Genomic DNA, 18,872 nt, shown 5'->3' on the forward strand with positions numbered 1-18,872 from the left:
CTTGTCTTTTTTTAATATAAATACCTGACGAGGGCAAAACGGAAAGGAGCGAATAAGAATGGCTGAAGAATTTAAAGCTATAACAACGCAAGAAGAACTTGATGAAGTCATCAAGGACAGACTTAAAAGAGAACGAGATAAGTTAAGTAAGGAAGTGCAAGAAAAGTACAAAGACTACGACTCTTTGAGAGCAGAGCTAAGTAAGGCTAAGGAAAGCTCAGCAGAGATTGAAACTTTACAAAAGAAGCTTCAAGCATATGAAAAGGCTGAGATGAAAAGAAAGGTTGCCATGGAGTATAAGATACCTTACGACCTAGCCGACAGAATACAAGGCGATGATGAAGAGTCTATGGCCGAGGATGCAAAAAGCTTGCAAGCTTACTTTAAGAAAGAAGCGCCACCCTTGAGGAATATTGAAACTACTCCAAAGAAGGATGACGCGTACAAAAAATTATTAGATGGTTTGAAAGGAGAATAATCATGCCAGTATTATCAAAAGGAGCTTTATTTAGCGAAGAATTAGTATCTGACCTTATCAACAAAGTACAAGGTAGATCATCACTAGCGGTGTTATCACACCAAACACCTATACCGTTTCTAGGTGAAAAGTTATTCACATTTACTATGGATTCAGATATAGACATAGTAGCTGAAAATGGACAAAAAGGAGAAGGCGGGGTTACTATTGAGCCAATCAAAGTAATGCCAATCAAAGTAGAGTATGGAGCAAGAGTCTCAGACGAATTTATGTATGCAGCTGAAGAAACACAACTTGATATGTTAAGAAGTTTCAATGACGGCTTCGCGAAAAAATTAGCAAGAGGTTTAGACCTTATGGCTATACATGGAATCAATCCTAGAAGCAAGACTGCATCAACTATCATAGGCGATAATTGCTTTATAAAAAAGGTTACACAAAATGTTTTATTTGACGAGACTAAGCCAGATGAAAATGCTGAAGCAGCTATAGCTTTAGTACAAGGCTCGGAAGGCATAGTTACAGGTATGGCGTTAGATACAAGCTTTGCATCAGCTCTTGCGAAACTTAAAGCAAATGGAGCTAGAGTATATCCAGAGCTTGCTTGGGGCGCTAACCCTGGAGAGATAAACGGCTTAACTGCAGATGTCAACACAACAGTTGGCACTAATAACAAGCTTAAATCAATAGTAGGTGACTTTGAAAATATGTTTAAATGGGGATACGCAAAAGAAATACCACTAGAAATAATTGAATATGGTGATCCAGATGGAAAGAAACAAGACTTGAAAAATTATAATCAAGTCTACTTAAGAGCAGAAGCTTACCTTGGCTGGGGCATATTTGACGCTAAGAGCTTTGCAACTATCAAAGCTGAATAGGTGGTCAATATGATATATGTTAACAAAAGAACAGGGGCTACGATTGATAGCCCTTGTTTATTATCTGGAGATGACTGGGAGCTAATAAGTGAAGCAGACGCAAAGGAAGCTGAAGAAGTAGCAACAGTTGAAAAAATGGAAACAGTTGAAGAAGCAGACGCAAAGGAAGCTGAAGAAGTAGCTGAAAAAGCAGCTGAAAAAGCAGCAGAAACTGCAGAAGTAAAAGAAGCTGAAAAAGCTGAAGAAGTTAAGGAAGAAAAGCCTAAGAAAAGAAATAATAAAAAGGGTGAGTAGTATGGCTTACTTAAGCATAGATGAACTTATGACTTTGTGGAGACCCCTTAAACAAGACGAAATGGAAAGGGCAAGGGCTCTGATTGATAAGGTTGAAGCTAATTTAAAGGTTGAAGCGAAAAGAGTAAATAAGAACATCGATGAGCTTGTAAAGGATAAAGATTATTTAGATCTATACAAGTCTATAGTCTGTGATATAGTCGCAAGAAATTTAATGACATCAACAGATCAAGAGCCTATGATACAGTCTGCTGAGTCTGCTCTTGGCTATTCATTTAGCGGTACTTACTTAGTACCTGGTGGCGGTCTTTTTATTAAAAAAGATGAGCTTAAGAGATTAGGATTAAGGACGCAAAAGTACGGGGTGATTGACTTTTATGGGAAAGATTAAGGGCATAAAGATCACTTTGATTGACAAGGTAAAGGTCGGAGTTGATGGCTTTAACAGTCCTATATATGAGGATAGGGAGATTGAAGTTGAAGATGTCTTAGTATCTCCTACTGACACCGAAGCCGTCACAAACAATCTTGATCTATATGGAAAAAAAGCTGTATATACCCTAGGCATACCAAAAGGTGATACGCACGAGTGGGAAGACAGAGAAGTGATTATATTTGGTAAAAAATATAGAACTTTTGGAAATGTCACAGAGGGCATAGAAGAGATGGTACCACTTAGGTGGCACAAGAAAGTCATGGTGGAGCGCTATGAGTAAGGTAAAATTTGTACTCAACAAAAAAGGAGTAAGCGAGCTTTTACTCTGCGAAGAAATGAAAGAGATACTTGAAGAGTACGGGAACGCTGCTTTAAATAGATGCGATAAGACAGACGCTAAAGGCGAAGCTTATAACTATGAGTTAAAAGTTGGAGCTGGTAAGAAGAGGCTGCACGCAAATATAAGAGCAGATGGTTACAAGGCTTACTACCATAACCTTAAGAGCAATACGCTTTTAAAAGCACTAAAGGGACAATAAAGATGATTGAAAAGATTATTTTAAATTATTTAATTAAAAAATTAAAAGTGCATGTGTATATGGAAGAGCAGAAAGAAAAAGAAGAAAGCTATGTAGTGATAGAAAAACTTGGTTCAGCAAGGGTCGATAGAATCAATCGAGCAAGCTTTGCCGTGCAGTCTTATGCTGAATCTATGGAAGAAGCGGCCATACTAAATGAAAAAGTAGTGGGCGCTATGCTTAAAATTATTGAGAGTGAAGATATAGGCTCGGTAAAGCTCGATAGCGACTACAACTTTACAGATACACAGACAAAAAGATACAGATACCAAGCGGTATTTGATCTATATTATTAAAAGGAGTGATTTAATTTGAGTAATGCAAACAATGTAAGCTGGGCAAAGCCTAAGTTTGGTGGAGCAATATATGTTGGAGAAACTACTGCTACACTACCAAACGACGCTAAGAGCGATCTAGACACAAGTTTAGTATCTTTAGGATATATCTCTGAAGATGGATTGTCAAACTCCAACAGTCCAGAATCTGACAAAATACCTGCCTGGGGCGGAGATACAGTCCTAGTAATATCTAAAGGAAAGCCTGATACTTTCACTTTTAAACTTATAGAGACAACTAATGTAGACGTACTAAAGACTGTATATGGCAAGAACAACGTAGAAGGAGACCTTAAAACTGGAATCAAACTAAAAGTAAATGCGGATCCAGCTGAAGCTCGTAGCTATGTTGTAGAGATGATACTAAAGAATGACATTTTAAAGAGAATAGTTATACCTAAAGCTGTTATCACAGATGTAGGCGATATTGAATACACTGATGATGATGCTGTAGGATATGAAATAACTATCGAAGCACTAGCTGATAAAGATGGCAATCAACACTACGAATACATCTTTGGCGGTGAAAAATAATGGCTGAAGTAAAAAAGAAGATTAAGGGTATTGACGGGACTACAGAGAGCGGCTTTAAGTACTCAATAAGCTATAGCAAGTTAAACAATTTTGAACTCCTAGACGCACTGTACGAAACCGAAGCAAATCCTCTTTTAATATCTAAAGTTATTACACTACTTCTTGGAGATGAGGGCAAGCTTAAGCTTATGAATCACTTAAGAGAAAAAGATGGAACAGTGCCAGTTGACAAACTTCAGCTTGAAGTTGCAGAGATATTCAAGAATGTAAAGCTAAAAAAATCTTAGTCCTCACTTACATGATAAGACTTGATGAAGATGCGCTTTATTGTGATCTAGCTGAATATTACGGCCTATACGAATGGGAAAGTATAGGCCTTTTAAATTTAGCTACTTTAGCGTGTGGCTTAAGAGACGAGGCAAGAATTAAGCTTAAAATGAGTAAGTCAAAAATAAAGAACGATACTTTACTTTTAGCTGGCATACACGATAGATTAAGTTTATTACTTTACGCTCAAACTAAGGACGCTAAACACAATCGCAATCGTCCAAAGATGATATTAGATATGATCAATAAAACTGAGGATAAGAATCAAGTCTTTTACACGAGTGAGGACTTTATGAGAAAGAGAAAGGAAATAATAAATGGCAAGTGAATTAGGTAAAGCGTATGTGCAGATAATTCCATCGGCAAAGGGCATATCTGGTGAGCTTAGAAAGATAGTAAGTGATGAGGCTGGCTCTGCTGGTATAGCTGGTGGCACTAGCATGATGAGCTCATTAAAAAGCACAATAGTTAAGGGTGTATCTGCACTAGGTATAGGAAAGATTATTGGCACAGCATTTGCAGAAGGAGCAAACCTTGAACAGTCACTTGGCGGTATAGAGACTTTATTTGACACAAAAACTTCAAAGGCTGCTGAAATTGTAAAGAAGAATGCATCTGAGGCCTTTAAAACTGTAGGTATGAGTGCCAATAGCTATATGGAAAATGTTACATCATTTAGCGCTGGACTCATATCTTCTGTAGGTGGCGACACTAAAAAAGCTGCAGATATTGCCAATATGGCGATGATTGATATGGGCGACAACGCCAACAAAATGGGTTCGTCGCTTGAGAGTATACAAAATGCGTACCAAGGCTTCGCTCGTGGTAATTATACGATGCTGGATAACCTTAAACTTGGTTTTGCAGGAACAAAAGAAGAAATGCAAAGGCTTTTAGCTGAAGCTGAAAAAGTTAGTGGTGTGCATTATGATATATCGAATTTATCAGATGTATACGAAGCGATACACGTTATACAAGGCGAACTAAATATAACTGGAACTACAGCCGAAGAAGCGGCTACGACATTTACTGGTTCGTTTAACATGATGAAGTCGGCTTTTACCGACCTATTGGGCAACATTGCCTTGGGTCAAAACATAGATCAAAGTCTTAACAATCTACTCGAATCTGTTAAAACATTTGTATTTGGGAATTTATTACCGATGGCAAAGACTATGGCTGAGAGTGTATTTAATATCGTTTGTGAAAGCTTAAATAATTTAGCACCTGGACTTGGTGACAGTATAAAGCTTGCCTTTGAGAATATGCAGACGACTATAAGCACTGCATGGCAAGCAATAGAGACGATATTTCAAAGCGGCATCGTTCAAACAGTTTTAACAGCTATAGGCGATATTATAGCAAGTATAGTCCAAGCTATATCTGATATTGCAAGCAGTCCATTTGTACAAACTGGGATACAATTATTGGGTGATGCTTTAAGCGGCATAAGCACTACACTTAGTGAGCTTATTAAATGGTTTACAGACCTAAATGACAAGTTCAACATTTTAACACCTGTAATTACTGCTTTAATAGGCGGCTTTGTAGGCTTAAAAACATCTCTTGCTATATCAAGCATAGTTACGAGCGTAGGAAGTGTATTTACTAAGTTTACAGGCATACTAGGCACTGTCAAAACTGCTGTAAGTGGACTGTTTAGTTTAATTATGGCACATCCATTTATAGCTATAGGAGTCGCTGTTGGTGCATTGGTAGCTTTGGTAATAACACACTGGGGCGAGATTAAAAAGGTAATTGAAAATGTTTGGAATAAGATTAAGACGACATTTGAAAATATCGGCAAGGCGATAGCTGATGCGTGGAATACTGTAAAAACTAAGACTGAAGAAGTTTGGAATGGCCTATGTACTTTCATAAAAGGCATCATAGATAGTATAACAGGCTTTTTCACTGGTCTAGTTGATGGGATGTTTAACATTGGTAAGAATATACTTGAAGGCTTATGGAAGGGAATCAAATCTGCTGCTGATTGGGTTACTAAAAAGGTCAAAGGTGTTGTTGACGGTATAGTAGGTGGAATTAAAGGCTTCCTAGGAATACATTCACCATCAACAGTCTTTGCTGGCATAGGAGAGAATACTATGCTAGGCTTAGCTAAGGGTGTAGAAGATAATATATCTCCAGTAGAAAGAGCTATGAGAAGCGTTGAAGACGCTATGGGAAATGACTTTACAAAGAAGATTACTTTCGCATCGAGTGTTCTTGATGCTTATGACTTTTCTAGTGATGAGATTAGCTCTTCAAAGCCTATGGCCATAAATTTGTCTATAGGCGGCAAGAGCTTTAAAGCTTTTGTCGAGTCTATATCAAATGAGCAAGACAAGACTATAGATCTTGAGCTTGCATACTAGGAGGTATATATGTATAGCAACTGTGCAATAACATTTAACAATGTAAATTTAGATAAATACCTTAAAGGCTATATGACGATAAATGTGGAGGGAAGGCAGCTCTTCTCTCCTAGTTTGGAGTCTGTAAATATACCAGGTAAAAATGGCGACTATTTTATTAGCAAGGCTTACCCTGCTAGGGACATAAAGGTATATTTTTTAGTTCAGGCGAAGAGAAACTCTGAATTTTTAAAGCTTATAAAAAGGCTTACGGAGCTCATTCAGACGGATGGTGAAGTCGAGTTCTCATTCAGAGATGAGGAAGGCTTTCGCTATGGCCAAGTAGCAAGTATTGAAGACCCACCTTATGATAGTAACATTGGGGTAGGGTCTTTTATCATACACACATCTGATCCATTTATCTACTCGAGCATAAGGGAGTCTAGCGGTAAAATACCAAGTCTAAAATACAAGAAGTATCCTATAAAGCTTGAAGAGATGAATATATCTTGCGAAGAGTGTAAGAAGCTTGTGATCACAAATATTAGTAATGGCCAGAAGATAATTCTTAATGGTGCTATTAGCAAAGGCGATGAGCTTAAGATTACTAGTGAGATGATAAGTCTTAATGGAAGGAATATCCTGCACTACTTAGACTTTGTTGAGAGCGATTATCACGAGTTTACTATCTATAGTGAAGATGAGATAAGAGCAAGTGCTGGCAAGCTTAATATAAGGTATAGGGAGCGTGCTTTATGATAGGAGCATATTTATTTGATATAAATTTAAACTTAATAAAAAATATACCCCCCTCCATTATCCTGGAGAATACGGCAGCCTTTGAACTGGGAGGAACGATTACTTCAACTTTAAGTTTTGCATATAGTAAAGAGGCTGAAGAAGCAAAGTATTTTGGTGTAAAAGATAATAAAAACTTTTGCATCTACAGGATAAGAAGTGTAAGTAAAGAGGATGGAAAGCTGACTTTTGATGGCATACACATGTTTTTTGATGACTTAAAGGGACGCGTGATACGCAAGAACAAGGTTGAGCACGAGAGTGCAGCTTTAGCTGTTGAAAAGATTTTAAAGGATAGTGGCTGGCATGTGGGGAATAATTCTACAAGGGGCATAGCAAGTCTTGAGATTGAAAATAAATCTGCACTAGCTGCCTTTTATGAGATCATAGAAAAATGGGACTGCGAGTTTAAGCTCAATATTAGTTTTAAAGATGGCAGGATCTATAACAAAAGGATCGATCTTTATGATGAGATAAGTAGAAACTACGGACGAAGCTTTGTTTATGGAGATAAGCTTATTAGTGTTACGGCTGAATCTAATACTGATGATCTATATACTGGCTTTATTGGCATAGGCAAGACTTTAGAACTTACTGACGCAAATGGCAAAAAGATTAAAAATGAAAACAAAGAAAAGCTAAAGTTTAATCACGAAGGAAAAGATTATGCTGAGCTAATAGAAGCGACTAAGGCTTATGGTTACCCTGATGGAAGCCCAAAGCTTGGTGTTGTTGAGTTTAGCGACATAGAAGATGCAAATGAGCTGTATGAGGCAACTTATAAATACACAAAAGAAAATGCAAGGCCTAAAGTACAATTTAAGGCTAAGGGCATAGCAAAAGATGTTGAACTAGGAGAAATTGTAGGAATTAGACGCAAAGACATCGGCATAAATTATCTAACGAGGGTCTTTAAGATTAAAAAAGACTACTTAAAAGATGAAGTTACGGACTTTGAGTTTGGGGACAAAATAGTAAGCAGCGCATCTGAAAGGATAAAGGCCGAGGACGCAAAAAGAAAAACTCAAACTCGCGTCTTTAATGAATATCTTGATGATTTGAGAGATGAGATCACAGAAACTTATTTTAATGATGCGGCATACAATTACGATTTAAAGATTGGCAACAAATATAATTTACCTGCTGGATACTACTCTTTTGACAAGCCTATAGACAAAGAGCCAACAAAGGTAGTATATATGGGCGCTGGTAAGATTTTGATAGCAAATAGCAAAAAGCCTGATGGCTCTTGGGATTGGAGAACGGCTCTAACTGCTGACGGTGTAGTCGCTGATGAAGTGGTTGGTACGCTTGGTAAGTATGCAAAGATAAATGCAGCACAGATCAATGTCAATAACAACTTTTTTGACAGCGACTTAGGCAAGCAGTTTAAAATACTTGACGGCAAGATAGTTGATGAAACTGGCAAAGTTAGAAATGATTTGAAGCTTGTAGACGGCAAGATAACTACACTTGATGGCAAGGTAGTTAAGCAAGATGTTATGTATAATAACGTAAAGATTACACAGGCTAAAGGCTTGCAGGTCTTAGATAATTACCAAAGAGAAAGAGTACAGCTTGGCAACTGGGCATCTGGTCGCTATGGTTTAAAGCTTAGTGACAAGAGTGGCAACATAATTGTCTTAGACGATGAGGGCATATTGCAATCTTGGCAAGACTCTCAAACTGACAATGTTGACCGAGGCTATCCTTTGGAATTACACATCTATATACCACGTGAAACCAAGAGGATATATAAGGCAAGCTTAAACATATACATTGACGACTTTAGAGCTTATCAAAGAGGAAATGAATACTCAAAGCGTGAATACTCTACATCTGATAGCGGTGGTGGTGATTATGCGTCAACTAGTAGTGGTGGTGGAGTATATGATACAACGCACGGGCTTGAAAAAGTGGACGGCGGACAAACAACGCTTGCAGTTTGGGGATTTGAAGGTAAGACCATTGGTAAAACTGAACCTTTTTGGCACACTAGAAAACATGAACACACGATTGAAATTAGAGATCATAGCCACAAAGTTGATATACCTAATCATAGGCATGGATTTGAAATACCTGCACACACGCATGACCCTGTTTTTGGCATTATCACAAAGAGAGGTAGCGCAAACTATACTATTTCGGTCAATGGCAGAGACATCACTAGTAGCTTGACAGGTTCTTACAGTTTTTCTAGAGCGCAAAACGATTTAAACATTGCAAATTACTTAAGCATAGGAAGCTGGAACACGATAGCTATTAGCAACAGTGATCTAGGACGTGTGAGTGCAAGCATATTTATACAAGCGTTACTTGGATATGGAGGTTATTAAAATGGAAAACACTATGGAAATTAAAAAGCTTGATGATAAGGTTGAAATAACTGAAACGAGTATATATACCTTATCTGAGGCTGAGCTAAAAAGAGAGATAGAAAGAATTGGCTATAGGAAAGAAGATTTAATAAGGAACTCAAAGAGAATTAAGGAAGAATTTGAAGAGCTAAAGAAAAAAGAAAAAGACTTGCAAGATGCACTTGTTAAGCTTGTAGGCAAACCAGCAGACGAAGTGGAGGAGCTTAGCATATGATTGAGCATAAGTTGAAATTAAAATTTGATGACAGCTTCAATGGAGTATTATTTTCTACTCAAGGAGATACAGGTAGAGTTTTTGAAATTGAAGTAAGAGACGAGCTTGACAACGCTATTGATATTACTGGACATAAGCTTGAATTTTATGTAGGAAATGACAAGAAAGTCACTAAGGTTGAAGCAAGTATAAGCGGTAATAAATTTATTGTAAAGCCTGTAAATGAGCAGTTTACAAAGAGTGGATTAAACAAGGCTCAGTTTGTACTATATGATGCTCAAGGCTTACAAGTGGGCTCACAGATATTTGATTTACACGTAGAAGAATCAATACAAAATGGCGCAACAGTAGGCAATAACGTACTTGTAGACTTTAGCAAAATACAAGAAGCGCTAGACTTAATCAAGGCTTACGAAAAGACTTTTGAAGAAAGTAAGAATCTTGATACAAACTTAAGCACTCACATCAATGAGGGACGCAAAGTCAATCAAGAGCTTGTATCAAATACGAGTGCAGCTCAAGGAGTGGACGCAAACCTTAAGACATCTACTGCAAGTGCAAGCGAAACATACACAAAACTTGAAGCGACTAGAACAGGCGCTGACACATTGAATAACGACTTAAAAGCAAACATTGCTCAAGGCAATAAGACAAACGCTAACTTACAAGCTAATATATCGACAGCTAAAAACACACAAAGCACCTTGCAAGAAAAGACAGCTCAAGGCATAGATACAAATACTAAGCTCGGTCAATCGATTAAGACTGGGCAAGATGTAGTCTCAAAGATAAATACAGCTGATAAAAACCTTGCAACATCTATTACAAACGCTGATAAGAGCAAGACAAATCTTGATGCGAGTATCGGTAAAGCAAATACAGCGAAGACAAATCTTGATGGTAGCATTGATAGAGCGAACACAACAAAGACTAAGCTTGATGAATCAACTACTAAGGGCAACACTACTGATAATAAGCTAAAAGATACTGATACAAAGGCAAACACAAGTATAACTACTTTGCAAGATTTACTTAGTCAATCAGCGACAGCTGAACAAAGTTTAAAAGACATAATCGTAAGTGGCGATTTAAATAAATATATTACAGAACCAAAACTGCAGGAAGCGCTGGCTAAGATTAAAACGCTTAAGAAAGATGTAGTCGATACTTTGCCAAGTACTGGACAAGATGATGTGATATATCTTGTTAAGGACGCAAAAGGTAAGGCAAATAACGTTTATTTAGAATATTTATGGATAGATGGCGCTTTTGAACTTATAGGCAGTACTGAGGTGGATTTGACAGGATATGCAAAGACAAGTTATGTTGATAATAGCATAAGCAATATAGATCTAAGCCCATACGCTAAGACAATTGACCTAAACAACAAACTAAATAGCAAAGTTGACAAAATAAAAGGCAAAGGGCTTAGTACACTTGATTTTACTGAAGGATATAGAGATAAAATTGTAGAATTTGATAACTATATAGACCATTTAGAATCAGAAATGGAAGGTTTCGAGAGAAGCGTGAATGAGCATATTAGCGACAAGCTATCATTAAAAGCCGACAAGACAGAAATAAAGACTAAGCTTAGTGAAATGATAGACGACGCAAGTCACAGAACAGTAACAGATACTGAAAAAAACACTTGGAATAGCAAGGCTAATAAATCAGATATTAAAACTAGTTTATCAGAGCTTAGTAGTGACAGCACGCACAGGACTGTAACAGATGAAGAAAAGAAGCGCTGGAATGAAAATAGCTCCATAGTAGAAGAATTATCTATAATTGGTCTAAACCTTGACAATGAAATATATAAAGCTGTTGATTATAGAAAAATTGATGGCGAACTTGCTTATAAATCTGAGCTTATAGGAGAGGCACCAAAATATAGTAAGATAAAATTAAGTGAATATCAAGATCAGCAAATTAAAAGCACTAAAACGTGGAAGCTATTCTATGATAGCAATGACTTTATCTATAAGAAAGAATTAGAAAGGAGCTAAAAAATGAATGTAAATGACTTACTAATTGCTCATGGATTTACAGATCTAAAAGCTAAAAATATATATGATGACAAAATAGGAGCACCAGGTGAAAGAAAGTTACTCAAAGGCACAATGGATGCTGGTTGGTTCGGAGAAGTGGCATCAAATGATTTTATAAGTGGAGATGCTCTAGCAAATATGCTCGGAATTACAGCTGGTACTAGTCAATATAGCAATGAGCCATGGCTTAAATTTGCATACGAGGGCGACGTTTATTTGATGGCTAAAAAACCTTATAGACACACAATTTCATGGGATCAAATTAATGCTGCAAACGCTGTCTACGGAAATAGAAAAGTCACAATTAAAGGCAAAAGCTATGAAGTAATGATACCAAGAGGTATAGGCAAAGACGTACAGCCAAATCCTAAGACTTTTTATAAACCCTATGATGGAACTTCAAATTATCAATCAATGTGGAACGCTTTAATGTTACCAATACACACAAAAGCGCCAAGTAGCTGGGCATATTCAAATAATGTCAAGTCGCCAACAGATAACTGGGGTATAGGCTATACAGATGCAGATTTACTCACAAACAACTTATATACATGGTGCCAAGAAACAACATATGCTGAGAACTGTCGCTCTATACGTGGCTACAATTGCGTGTCTTACGCGAACGCCGCCAGCTCGGGCAATGCGTACAGTAATTACGGCTGGCGCCCCTGTCTTAAGATTGTCGGCTAAACTCTAACCATCGGCGGATACGCGCGAGAGCGCGAGTAGCCGATTAAAAATAGGTAGGCAAAAATGAAAAATGAATTACAACTGTTAAAAAGAGTGGAAACATTTACACTTGAAATATATCCTAAGCTTATTAATTTCCCAAAAGCAGAAAAATATGTCTTATGCAGCGACATCAGATCAAAACTTTTTAATTTGCATGGGGTGATTTCACAAGCAAACTATGTCAAATCAAAAAGATTATACTACTTGCAGGAAGCGGAAGCAGATTTAGAGGCATTAAAATTTATGATTAAGCTAGCTAGAGATAGAAAATATGTAAGCATAGGGCAATACAGAGAAATTGATTTAAAACTTACAGAAATAGGCAAGATGCTTTCTGGATATATCAAATCAACACTAAATAAATAAAAATTAGGGACCGCCCTGCAAAATATTCTTCGCTCTATACGTGGCTACAATTGCGTGTCTAACGCGAACGCCAACAGCTCGGGCAATGCGTACAGTAATTACGGCTGGCGCCCCTGTCCTGATTATATGAAGCTTATTAGATAGTTAAGATTAAGGTTTTTACTACAAGGCTTGATAGATTCAAGAGAGGGCGGTTCCTTCACGACATGTGTAAACACATAAGCAAAGTCAATTTGTTTAGTAACTCTAAAGAAAGAAGTGAAAATCAAAATTGTCGAAACAATTTAATAATCTATACCAAAAGATAATAGCTGAAGATAATTTGTATCTAGCATATAAAAAAGTACTACTAGGTAAAAATAAATATTCGCCAGACGCAATAATTTTTGCCGAGGACGAAACATACAATTTAAAAATTTTAAGAGAAAGTCTAGAAAATAAAACTTATAAACACGATGGTTACACTAGTTTTTACGTATTCGAACCAAAAGAAAGACTTATATATGCTCCTAGTTTTAAAGATAAAGTGGTGCAAATCGCTACAAATAACATACTAAAACAAATATACTTTAAAACATTTATTTATGACTCGTACGGCAGCATAGATAACAAAGGCACACATAAATGTGTAGATAGAATTTCTAAGTTTATGAGAAAAGCTAAGTGGATGTATGGAGACGAGGCTTATATAGTAAAACTCGATATAAAAAAGTTTTTCTACACTATAGACAGAGATATATTAAAGAAACTCTTTAGAAAAAAGATAAAGTGCAAAGATACACTATGGCTCTTAGATCTATTGGTCGATACAGCATCTGAAATAGATGATAAAGGCCTGCCACTCGGCAATACTTTATCTCAACTATCCTCGAACATCTATCTAAATGAAGTTGACCAATTTGCAAAACATAGCTTGCGCCTTAAATTTTACGTAAGGTACATGGATGACATGATTATAATAGTAAGAAATAAAGAGGAAGCAAGAAAGGCAAAAGAGCAGATCAAAACTTTTATAAGTGACAAACTTAATCTTGAATTAAATAGTAAGAAAAGTAAAATATTTCCACTTGGCCAAGGAGTCAACGCGATAGGATTTAAAATACATCCAACGCACAGACTATTAAGAAACGCAAGTAAAAAGAAAATAAAGCGCAAGGTTAAGGCTATACCAAACTTAGTTAAGAATAAGAATGTAAAATCTATAAAGATAGAGCAGATACTAAACTCTTGGCTCGGACATGCGAATAACGCAAGCAGCTACAACTTTATTAAAAGCCTCGTAAAAAAAAGCGAATATATTGAAATGCAAGATCACAAATTAAAGCTGATTACAAAAAATCTAGAAAAAGAAGGTAGTATATGACAATTTTAGACAAAATAACAGTACAAGAACTAATCACGATTGTACTAACACTAGGGGGTGTATCAACCATGCTTTTTAAATTAAAAAAGTACAATGACAGGATGCACGACAATGCAAAGAAGCAAGAAGAGATTAACAAACGCGTTGAAGCGCATGAAGAACAGCTCGCAAACTTAGACGCAAAACTAAGTGATTATATAGAGCTGTCAAATCGCAGGAGCAGAACTCACTTGAAGCAAGAAATTAAGAATCAGCACGCAAAGTTTATGAGACAAAAATATGTAAGTGATGAGGACTATGAAATATTTGCAGAAAACTGTAGAAACTACGAACTCGTTGGCGGCAATGGTATTGTGAAAAACAAGTATAAACCAGATGTAGAGGCGCTGCCTATAAGAAGTGGAGATGGGGTGAAAAAACTTGGAGATAATTAGAAAATATAGTCAAAACTACACTAAGGGACGTAAAGGCGAGAAGCCTATCATTATAGTAAATCACATCACAGAGGGCTACGCAATGGGATCCATAAGCTGGCTTTGCAATCCTAAGTCGCAAGCATCTGCACACTTTGTGGTTACTAGACTAGGTAAAATCTATCAGCTTGTAGATATACAAAATACAGCGTGGTGCAATGGTACACAGTCAAGTAGCAAGTTAAAAAAATACTATTACAAACGCAGCACGAACCATATAATTAAAGATAAAGTAATAAACGCAAACCTATTTACCATATCCATAGAACATGAGGGATTTAGCTGCAAAGAGGGAGAAGGCGCACTTACTGATGCGCAATACAAAGCGACGCTTTGGCTGCATGGCTACATCATTGATACAGTTAAGAGACTTTACGGCTACGATATAAGTATAGATCGTGAGCATATAATAGGTCACTACGAGGTCGCGCCGAAGGAAAAACCGAACTGCCCTGGTAAATATTTTCCATGGGACAAGTTAATAGAAGATTTAAAAGAGATGAAAGGAAGGGATACTGTGAACAAAATTAAATTTGATTTTAAAGGCAAAAAGATTGAGGCTGAAGGTAAGCTTATAGGTGGACATAACTATGTACAAGCAAGGGAACTGCTTGAGAAGCTTGGCTACAAGGTCGACTGGAATCAAAATACTAAAGAGATAGTAGTAAGATGAGGTTTAGCAAATGGATCGTCGCGCTGATCATTACGATGAATGTAATTTTCTGCGCGGCGGTGCTATACATCAACTACAGAGGGCTATTTGTCTCTGATGTGCTTGTAGGTAGCTGGTTTAGTTTTACTACGGCTGAACTTTGGGGACTGGCCTTTATAAAAGGAAAAGAAATAAAACACTCTGATGAAGAGTGCGAAGAGGATATGAAGGGAGAAGATTTAGATGGATAAAGAAATGATCATGAATATAGCGCTAGCTGTGATTGCTTTTGCGGGCAGTATAATTACTGGAGTGCTTGTACCATATATTAAGAAAAGTAAGAACAAGAGCGAGATATTAATCACACAGACGATTGCTGGCATACTTGTTAATGCGGCGGAAGAGATGTTTATCGGAAAAGGCAGAGGAGATGAGAAATACAAATTTGTATATGATGAGCTTGTCAAGAGATTTCCTAAACTTAAAACGAATGAAGCAAAGATACTTATTAAAAGTGCCGTAGAAGAGTTGCATAAGGCTCAAAAAAAATTAAATGAATAAAAAATAGAAAGAGGGGGTTTTATAATAGCCCCCCTTTTGCTTTTGTGATGATTAAATTTTGTGTTTGTTTGTAACTAGTTTGTAACTAGTAAGGGTGTTTTTCGATGATTTTATGGGTGTTTTTATGATTTTTTAATTTTATGACGATTTCTACAATGGAGTAATATACAGTGGTGTGGGCGATTTTTCAAAACTTAAGAAATTTTTAAGACTTTCTTAAGAAATAATTAAGATTTATACTGTATAATAGACCCATAAAGATAAAAAAGGAGTGAAAACTATGAAAGAAATTTTAAAGGTAAATTCTGTAAGCAAGGTTTACGGCTCTTTCTACGCACTGAAGGATGTCAACATGTGTGTAAACGAAGGCGAGATCTATGGTCTTGTCGGCAAGAACGGCGCTGGTAAATCTACTTTACTAAAAATCATAACTGGCCTTAGCTACCAAACAAGTGGCTCAATCGAGCTTCTTGGCGATGCGGGCGCAAATATTAACATAGCGAGGAGAAGGACAGGCGCTTTAATCAACAGGCCTTACTTCATTCCAACGCTTAGTGCAAGGGACAATCTTGAGTACATCGCGATCAACAGAGATATCAAGGACAGAAAGAAGAAGGTTAATGAAACTTTGGAGCTAATCGGCCTTGAGAATACTAAGAACAAGAAGGCGAAGAACTTCTCACTAGGTATGCAGCAAAGGCTTGCCATCGGTATCGCGCTTATCGATGATCCAGTTTTTCTTATCCTAGACGAACCGATCAATGGTCTTGACCCTATCGGTATCAAGGAGATCAGGGATCTTATCAAGCTTGTTAATCAAGAGAGAAAGACTACTGTCATGATCTCGAGCCACATTCTAAGCGAGCTTAACATGGTTGCTACTAAGTACGGCTTCATTGACAATGGCAGACTTATCCAAGAGATTACTAAGGATGAGCTTGATGAAAAGCTTAAATCGTCTACAAAGATCAAGGTTGACGACGCTGCCAAGGCTACTATAGTTTTGGAAGAGGACATGAAGCTTCACAATTACAAGGTTTTAGCTGATAATGTTATTGCAATTTATGATAATGTTAATAGCAGCGCAATATTCAAGGCCTTCCAAGATGCAGGCGTTGAAATCATCGAGATAAATCAAGCTAAGGAAGAGTTTGAATCTTATTTCTTAAGCTTAGTAGGAGGTAGAAGAGATGTTTAATTTTATAAAAGCAGAAGTTTTCAGAATTAGTAAAAGAAAGTACAATGTAGGTCTATACATCTTCGGATTTGTGATGTGCGCCCTTGTTTTATACATCTTTTCAGGGCTTAAAAGGAGGGGCTTTGCAGGCTGGGAAGTGGACCGTGACCTATCGATGATGTTCTTCACTTTAGGCCAAATATTATCCTTAGCATCCATACTAATTCCTCTAATGGTGAATTTAACAGCGCTTGAACCATACGCATCAGGCGCCATCAACAACAACCTAGCACTTGGTCAATCAAGGATTAAGATTTATCTAGCAAATGCAATTATTTCCTTCCTATATATCTTAGTCTACATGATCATCATGTGCACTATACTTATAGGAGTCGGCGCAATCATCGCACCTATCAGCACTACGCCATTTGCTGATATGATGAAGAACTTTTTAATAGGCTTTGCATATTTACTTCCATGCCTATGGTTTTATGTGTCACTTGTTTTGTTCTTCCAAATACTTACAAGACACAGATCATCAGCCATCGCCATATCTTATGTTGCCATGTCGATCTTCCAACCAGTACTTTATATAATTATAAATAAATTTAAATGGGATCCAAGATTAATAATCTTAGCACCATCAAGAATTGTCCAATCAATAACTGGAATGATGGGAAGCTACGATCTTGCCTTTTTACAAAGCTATAATTATACAGATAAGATTTTGAATGTTTACAATAATCTTTATATCATGCTTGGCTGGATAGCTCTTGTTTGGGCTGGCATCTACTTTGTAGGCAGAAAAAGAGAATTTTAATGAAGAGGGTATTTCCTGCCATAATTATAGCAGCGGCACTAATTTTTTTAGTAGCCGCTCTTGGTTTAGATTTGATGAGCGTAATGCTTATACTATTGGGACTTGTTATTTATCTTTGCTACACCATATACCTATCAAGAAAAGAGCTTAGGGAGTTTCGCGAAAACCTTGAGGACAAGGAAGCAAGCGAGATTAAGGTCGCTTTGCAAAGCTATTCTTATACGGGTGAATTGAATGAGATCTGTAAAATTATCGAAGCGATCATTGACTCGAAAAATACCATGGGTCAAAAGTACAACGCCTCAATCGAGAACCAAAACCTCATGATTACGAACATCTCGCACGATTTCAGAACGCCGCTTACGTCCATCATGGGCTACATCGATATCTACGAGAAGACTAGGGACGAGAAGTACCTTGAGATAATCAAGAAGAAGGCCGAGGAGCTAAAGGGTCTCATCGACGGTTTTTATGATTTTTCAAGGCTTGTGTCGAAGTCCTACAAGATTGACAAGAGGGTCTTTAATCTCGATGACTTTATCAAGGAAGAGATAGTTAATTACTACGACTACTACATCGCCAAAGGCCAAATGATTGATGTAGAGCTTGATAGAGTGAGATGCTTCCAAGACGAGAAGAATCTTAAGATAGTTGTCGACAATTTGATTTCAAATATGATGAAGTACTCAGAAGGCAAGGACAAGATTGAGCTTAAGCTGAAAGATGGCTACTTCGAGCTAAAATTTTCTAATCTTGCTCAAATTGAAACGGATGATAATATAGAGAGAGTTTTCGAGAGGAACTACACTATAGATAAGTCGAAGAATGATGCGTCGAGCGGATTGGGGTTAAACATAGTCGAAAATTTGTGTGAATTGATGGGCTTAGAAGCAACAGTCTCATACGAAGATGATATTTTTATAATTACAATCAAAGGCAAGGCCTTAAACTAATAAAAATAAATTCATAATAAACTCATTGAAGCGAATGATATTTAATTATCATCGCTTCTTTTTTTGCGATTTTTTTACTATTTTCATAGAAAAATAAAAAATATGTTTATATTTTCA

General features: G+C 37.0%; 25 protein-coding genes. All 25 read left to right on the forward strand.

All coding sequences use genetic code 11. The features are described from left to right. Positions 1–58 precede the first annotated feature (58 nt). The 25 genes from BN30_RS05280 to BN30_RS05400 all read left to right on the forward strand — a co-directional run bounded on the left by BN30_RS05280 (position 59) and on the right by BN30_RS05400 (position 18,755). Positions 59–478 (forward strand): capsid assembly scaffolding protein Gp46 family protein, encoded by a 420-nt coding sequence (locus BN30_RS05280; RefSeq protein ID WP_019214471.1) that lies wholly within the window; start codon positions 59–61, stop codon positions 476–478. A gap of 2 nt (positions 479–480) precedes the next feature. After that, positions 481–1,359: a phage major capsid family protein gene (locus tag BN30_RS05285; protein WP_019214472.1), complete on the forward strand. Its 879-nt coding sequence runs from the start codon at positions 481–483 to the stop codon at positions 1,357–1,359. Positions 1,360–1,368: 9 nt separating this feature from the next. Then, on the forward strand, positions 1,369–1,653 hold the full coding sequence (locus tag BN30_RS10070) for a hypothetical protein (protein WP_019214473.1): 285 nt from the start codon (positions 1,369–1,371) through the stop codon (positions 1,651–1,653). Position 1,654: 1 nt separating this feature from the next. Next, positions 1,655–2,044 carry a phage Gp19/Gp15/Gp42 family protein gene (locus BN30_RS05295; RefSeq protein WP_019214474.1) on the forward strand — a complete coding sequence of 130 codons (390 nt, stop codon included), beginning with the start codon at positions 1,655–1,657 and terminating at the stop codon, positions 2,042–2,044. Next, positions 2,031–2,369, forward strand: a complete 339-nt coding sequence (locus BN30_RS05300) for a hypothetical protein (RefSeq protein WP_019214475.1) — start codon at positions 2,031–2,033, stop codon at positions 2,367–2,369. The genes BN30_RS05295 and BN30_RS05300 overlap by 14 nt, the downstream gene beginning before the upstream one ends. Beyond that, positions 2,362–2,628: a hypothetical protein gene (locus BN30_RS05305; RefSeq protein ID WP_019214476.1), complete on the forward strand. Its 267-nt coding sequence runs from the start codon at positions 2,362–2,364 to the stop codon at positions 2,626–2,628. Before BN30_RS05300 ends, BN30_RS05305 begins: the two co-directional genes overlap by 8 nt. A gap of 2 nt (positions 2,629–2,630) precedes the next feature. After that, on the forward strand, positions 2,631–2,963 hold the full coding sequence (locus BN30_RS05310) for a hypothetical protein (RefSeq protein WP_019214477.1): 333 nt from the start codon (positions 2,631–2,633) through the stop codon (positions 2,961–2,963). A gap of 15 nt (positions 2,964–2,978) precedes the next feature. Continuing rightward, positions 2,979–3,536, forward strand: a complete 558-nt coding sequence (locus BN30_RS05315) for a phage tail tube protein (RefSeq protein ID WP_019214478.1) — start codon at positions 2,979–2,981, stop codon at positions 3,534–3,536. Continuing rightward, positions 3,536–3,823: a hypothetical protein gene (locus tag BN30_RS05320; protein ID WP_019214479.1), complete on the forward strand. Its 288-nt coding sequence runs from the start codon at positions 3,536–3,538 to the stop codon at positions 3,821–3,823. The genes BN30_RS05315 and BN30_RS05320 overlap by 1 nt, the downstream gene beginning before the upstream one ends. Before the next feature lie 11 nt (positions 3,824–3,834). Then, entirely contained in the window at positions 3,835–4,191 is a 357-nt protein-coding gene (locus BN30_RS05325) for a DUF5361 domain-containing protein (protein ID WP_019214480.1), read from the forward strand. Further along, complete coding sequence (locus BN30_RS05330; protein WP_019214481.1) at positions 4,181–6,238, forward strand: phage tail protein; 2,058 nt, start codon at positions 4,181–4,183, stop codon at positions 6,236–6,238. The genes BN30_RS05325 and BN30_RS05330 overlap by 11 nt, the downstream gene beginning before the upstream one ends. 9 nt (positions 6,239–6,247) lie before the next feature. Further along, positions 6,248–6,976 (forward strand): distal tail protein Dit, encoded by a 729-nt coding sequence (locus tag BN30_RS09125; protein ID WP_019214482.1) that lies wholly within the window; start codon positions 6,248–6,250, stop codon positions 6,974–6,976. Then, positions 6,973–9,351, forward strand: a complete 2,379-nt coding sequence (locus BN30_RS05340) for a phage tail spike protein (protein ID WP_019214483.1) — start codon at positions 6,973–6,975, stop codon at positions 9,349–9,351. The genes BN30_RS09125 and BN30_RS05340 overlap by 4 nt, the downstream gene beginning before the upstream one ends. Position 9,352: 1 nt before the next feature. Continuing rightward, positions 9,353–9,607: a hypothetical protein gene (locus BN30_RS05345; protein ID WP_019214484.1), complete on the forward strand. Its 255-nt coding sequence runs from the start codon at positions 9,353–9,355 to the stop codon at positions 9,605–9,607. After that, positions 9,604–11,616: a BppU family phage baseplate upper protein gene (locus tag BN30_RS09640; protein ID WP_019214485.1), complete on the forward strand. Its 2,013-nt coding sequence runs from the start codon at positions 9,604–9,606 to the stop codon at positions 11,614–11,616. The genes BN30_RS05345 and BN30_RS09640 overlap by 4 nt, the downstream gene beginning before the upstream one ends. 3 nt (positions 11,617–11,619) lie before the next feature. Continuing rightward, the gene (locus BN30_RS09645) at positions 11,620–12,348 is read left to right on the forward strand and encodes a hypothetical protein (protein ID WP_019214486.1); all 729 of its coding nucleotides are present in this window, start codon (positions 11,620–11,622) and stop codon (positions 12,346–12,348) included. 63 nt (positions 12,349–12,411) lie between these two features. Beyond that, complete coding sequence (gene avd, locus BN30_RS05360; RefSeq protein ID WP_019214487.1) at positions 12,412–12,756, forward strand: diversity-generating retroelement protein Avd; 345 nt, start codon at positions 12,412–12,414, stop codon at positions 12,754–12,756. A gap of 271 nt (positions 12,757–13,027) precedes the next feature. Continuing rightward, entirely contained in the window at positions 13,028–14,119 is a 1,092-nt protein-coding gene (locus BN30_RS09140; RefSeq protein WP_019214488.1) for a reverse transcriptase domain-containing protein, read from the forward strand. Continuing rightward, entirely contained in the window at positions 14,116–14,553 is a 438-nt protein-coding gene (locus BN30_RS05370) for a hypothetical protein (RefSeq protein ID WP_019214489.1), read from the forward strand. Before BN30_RS09140 ends, BN30_RS05370 begins: the two co-directional genes overlap by 4 nt. Continuing rightward, on the forward strand, positions 14,540–15,265 hold the full coding sequence (locus BN30_RS09145) for an N-acetylmuramoyl-L-alanine amidase (RefSeq protein WP_019214490.1): 726 nt from the start codon (positions 14,540–14,542) through the stop codon (positions 15,263–15,265). The genes BN30_RS05370 and BN30_RS09145 overlap by 14 nt, the downstream gene beginning before the upstream one ends. A 35-nt stretch (positions 15,266–15,300) precedes the next feature. Further along, positions 15,301–15,495: a hypothetical protein gene (locus BN30_RS09150; protein WP_154648839.1), complete on the forward strand. Its 195-nt coding sequence runs from the start codon at positions 15,301–15,303 to the stop codon at positions 15,493–15,495. Further along, positions 15,488–15,805, forward strand: coding sequence for a phage holin family protein (locus BN30_RS05385; RefSeq protein ID WP_019214492.1), 318 nt, complete (start codon positions 15,488–15,490; stop codon positions 15,803–15,805). The genes BN30_RS09150 and BN30_RS05385 overlap by 8 nt, the downstream gene beginning before the upstream one ends. Positions 15,806–16,085: 280 nt before the next feature. After that, complete coding sequence (locus BN30_RS05390; protein ID WP_019214493.1) at positions 16,086–17,003, forward strand: ABC transporter ATP-binding protein; 918 nt, start codon at positions 16,086–16,088, stop codon at positions 17,001–17,003. Next, positions 16,996–17,802, forward strand: a complete 807-nt coding sequence (locus BN30_RS05395) for a hypothetical protein (RefSeq protein WP_019214494.1) — start codon at positions 16,996–16,998, stop codon at positions 17,800–17,802. Before BN30_RS05390 ends, BN30_RS05395 begins: the two co-directional genes overlap by 8 nt. Continuing rightward, positions 17,802–18,755: a sensor histidine kinase gene (locus tag BN30_RS05400; protein WP_019214495.1), complete on the forward strand. Its 954-nt coding sequence runs from the start codon at positions 17,802–17,804 to the stop codon at positions 18,753–18,755. The genes BN30_RS05395 and BN30_RS05400 overlap by 1 nt, the downstream gene beginning before the upstream one ends. The last annotated feature ends 117 nt before the right edge of the window (positions 18,756–18,872 follow it).

Source organism: Fenollaria massiliensis (assembly GCF_000312505.2).
Lineage (GTDB): Bacteria > Bacillota > Clostridia > Tissierellales > Peptoniphilaceae > Fenollaria > Fenollaria massiliensis.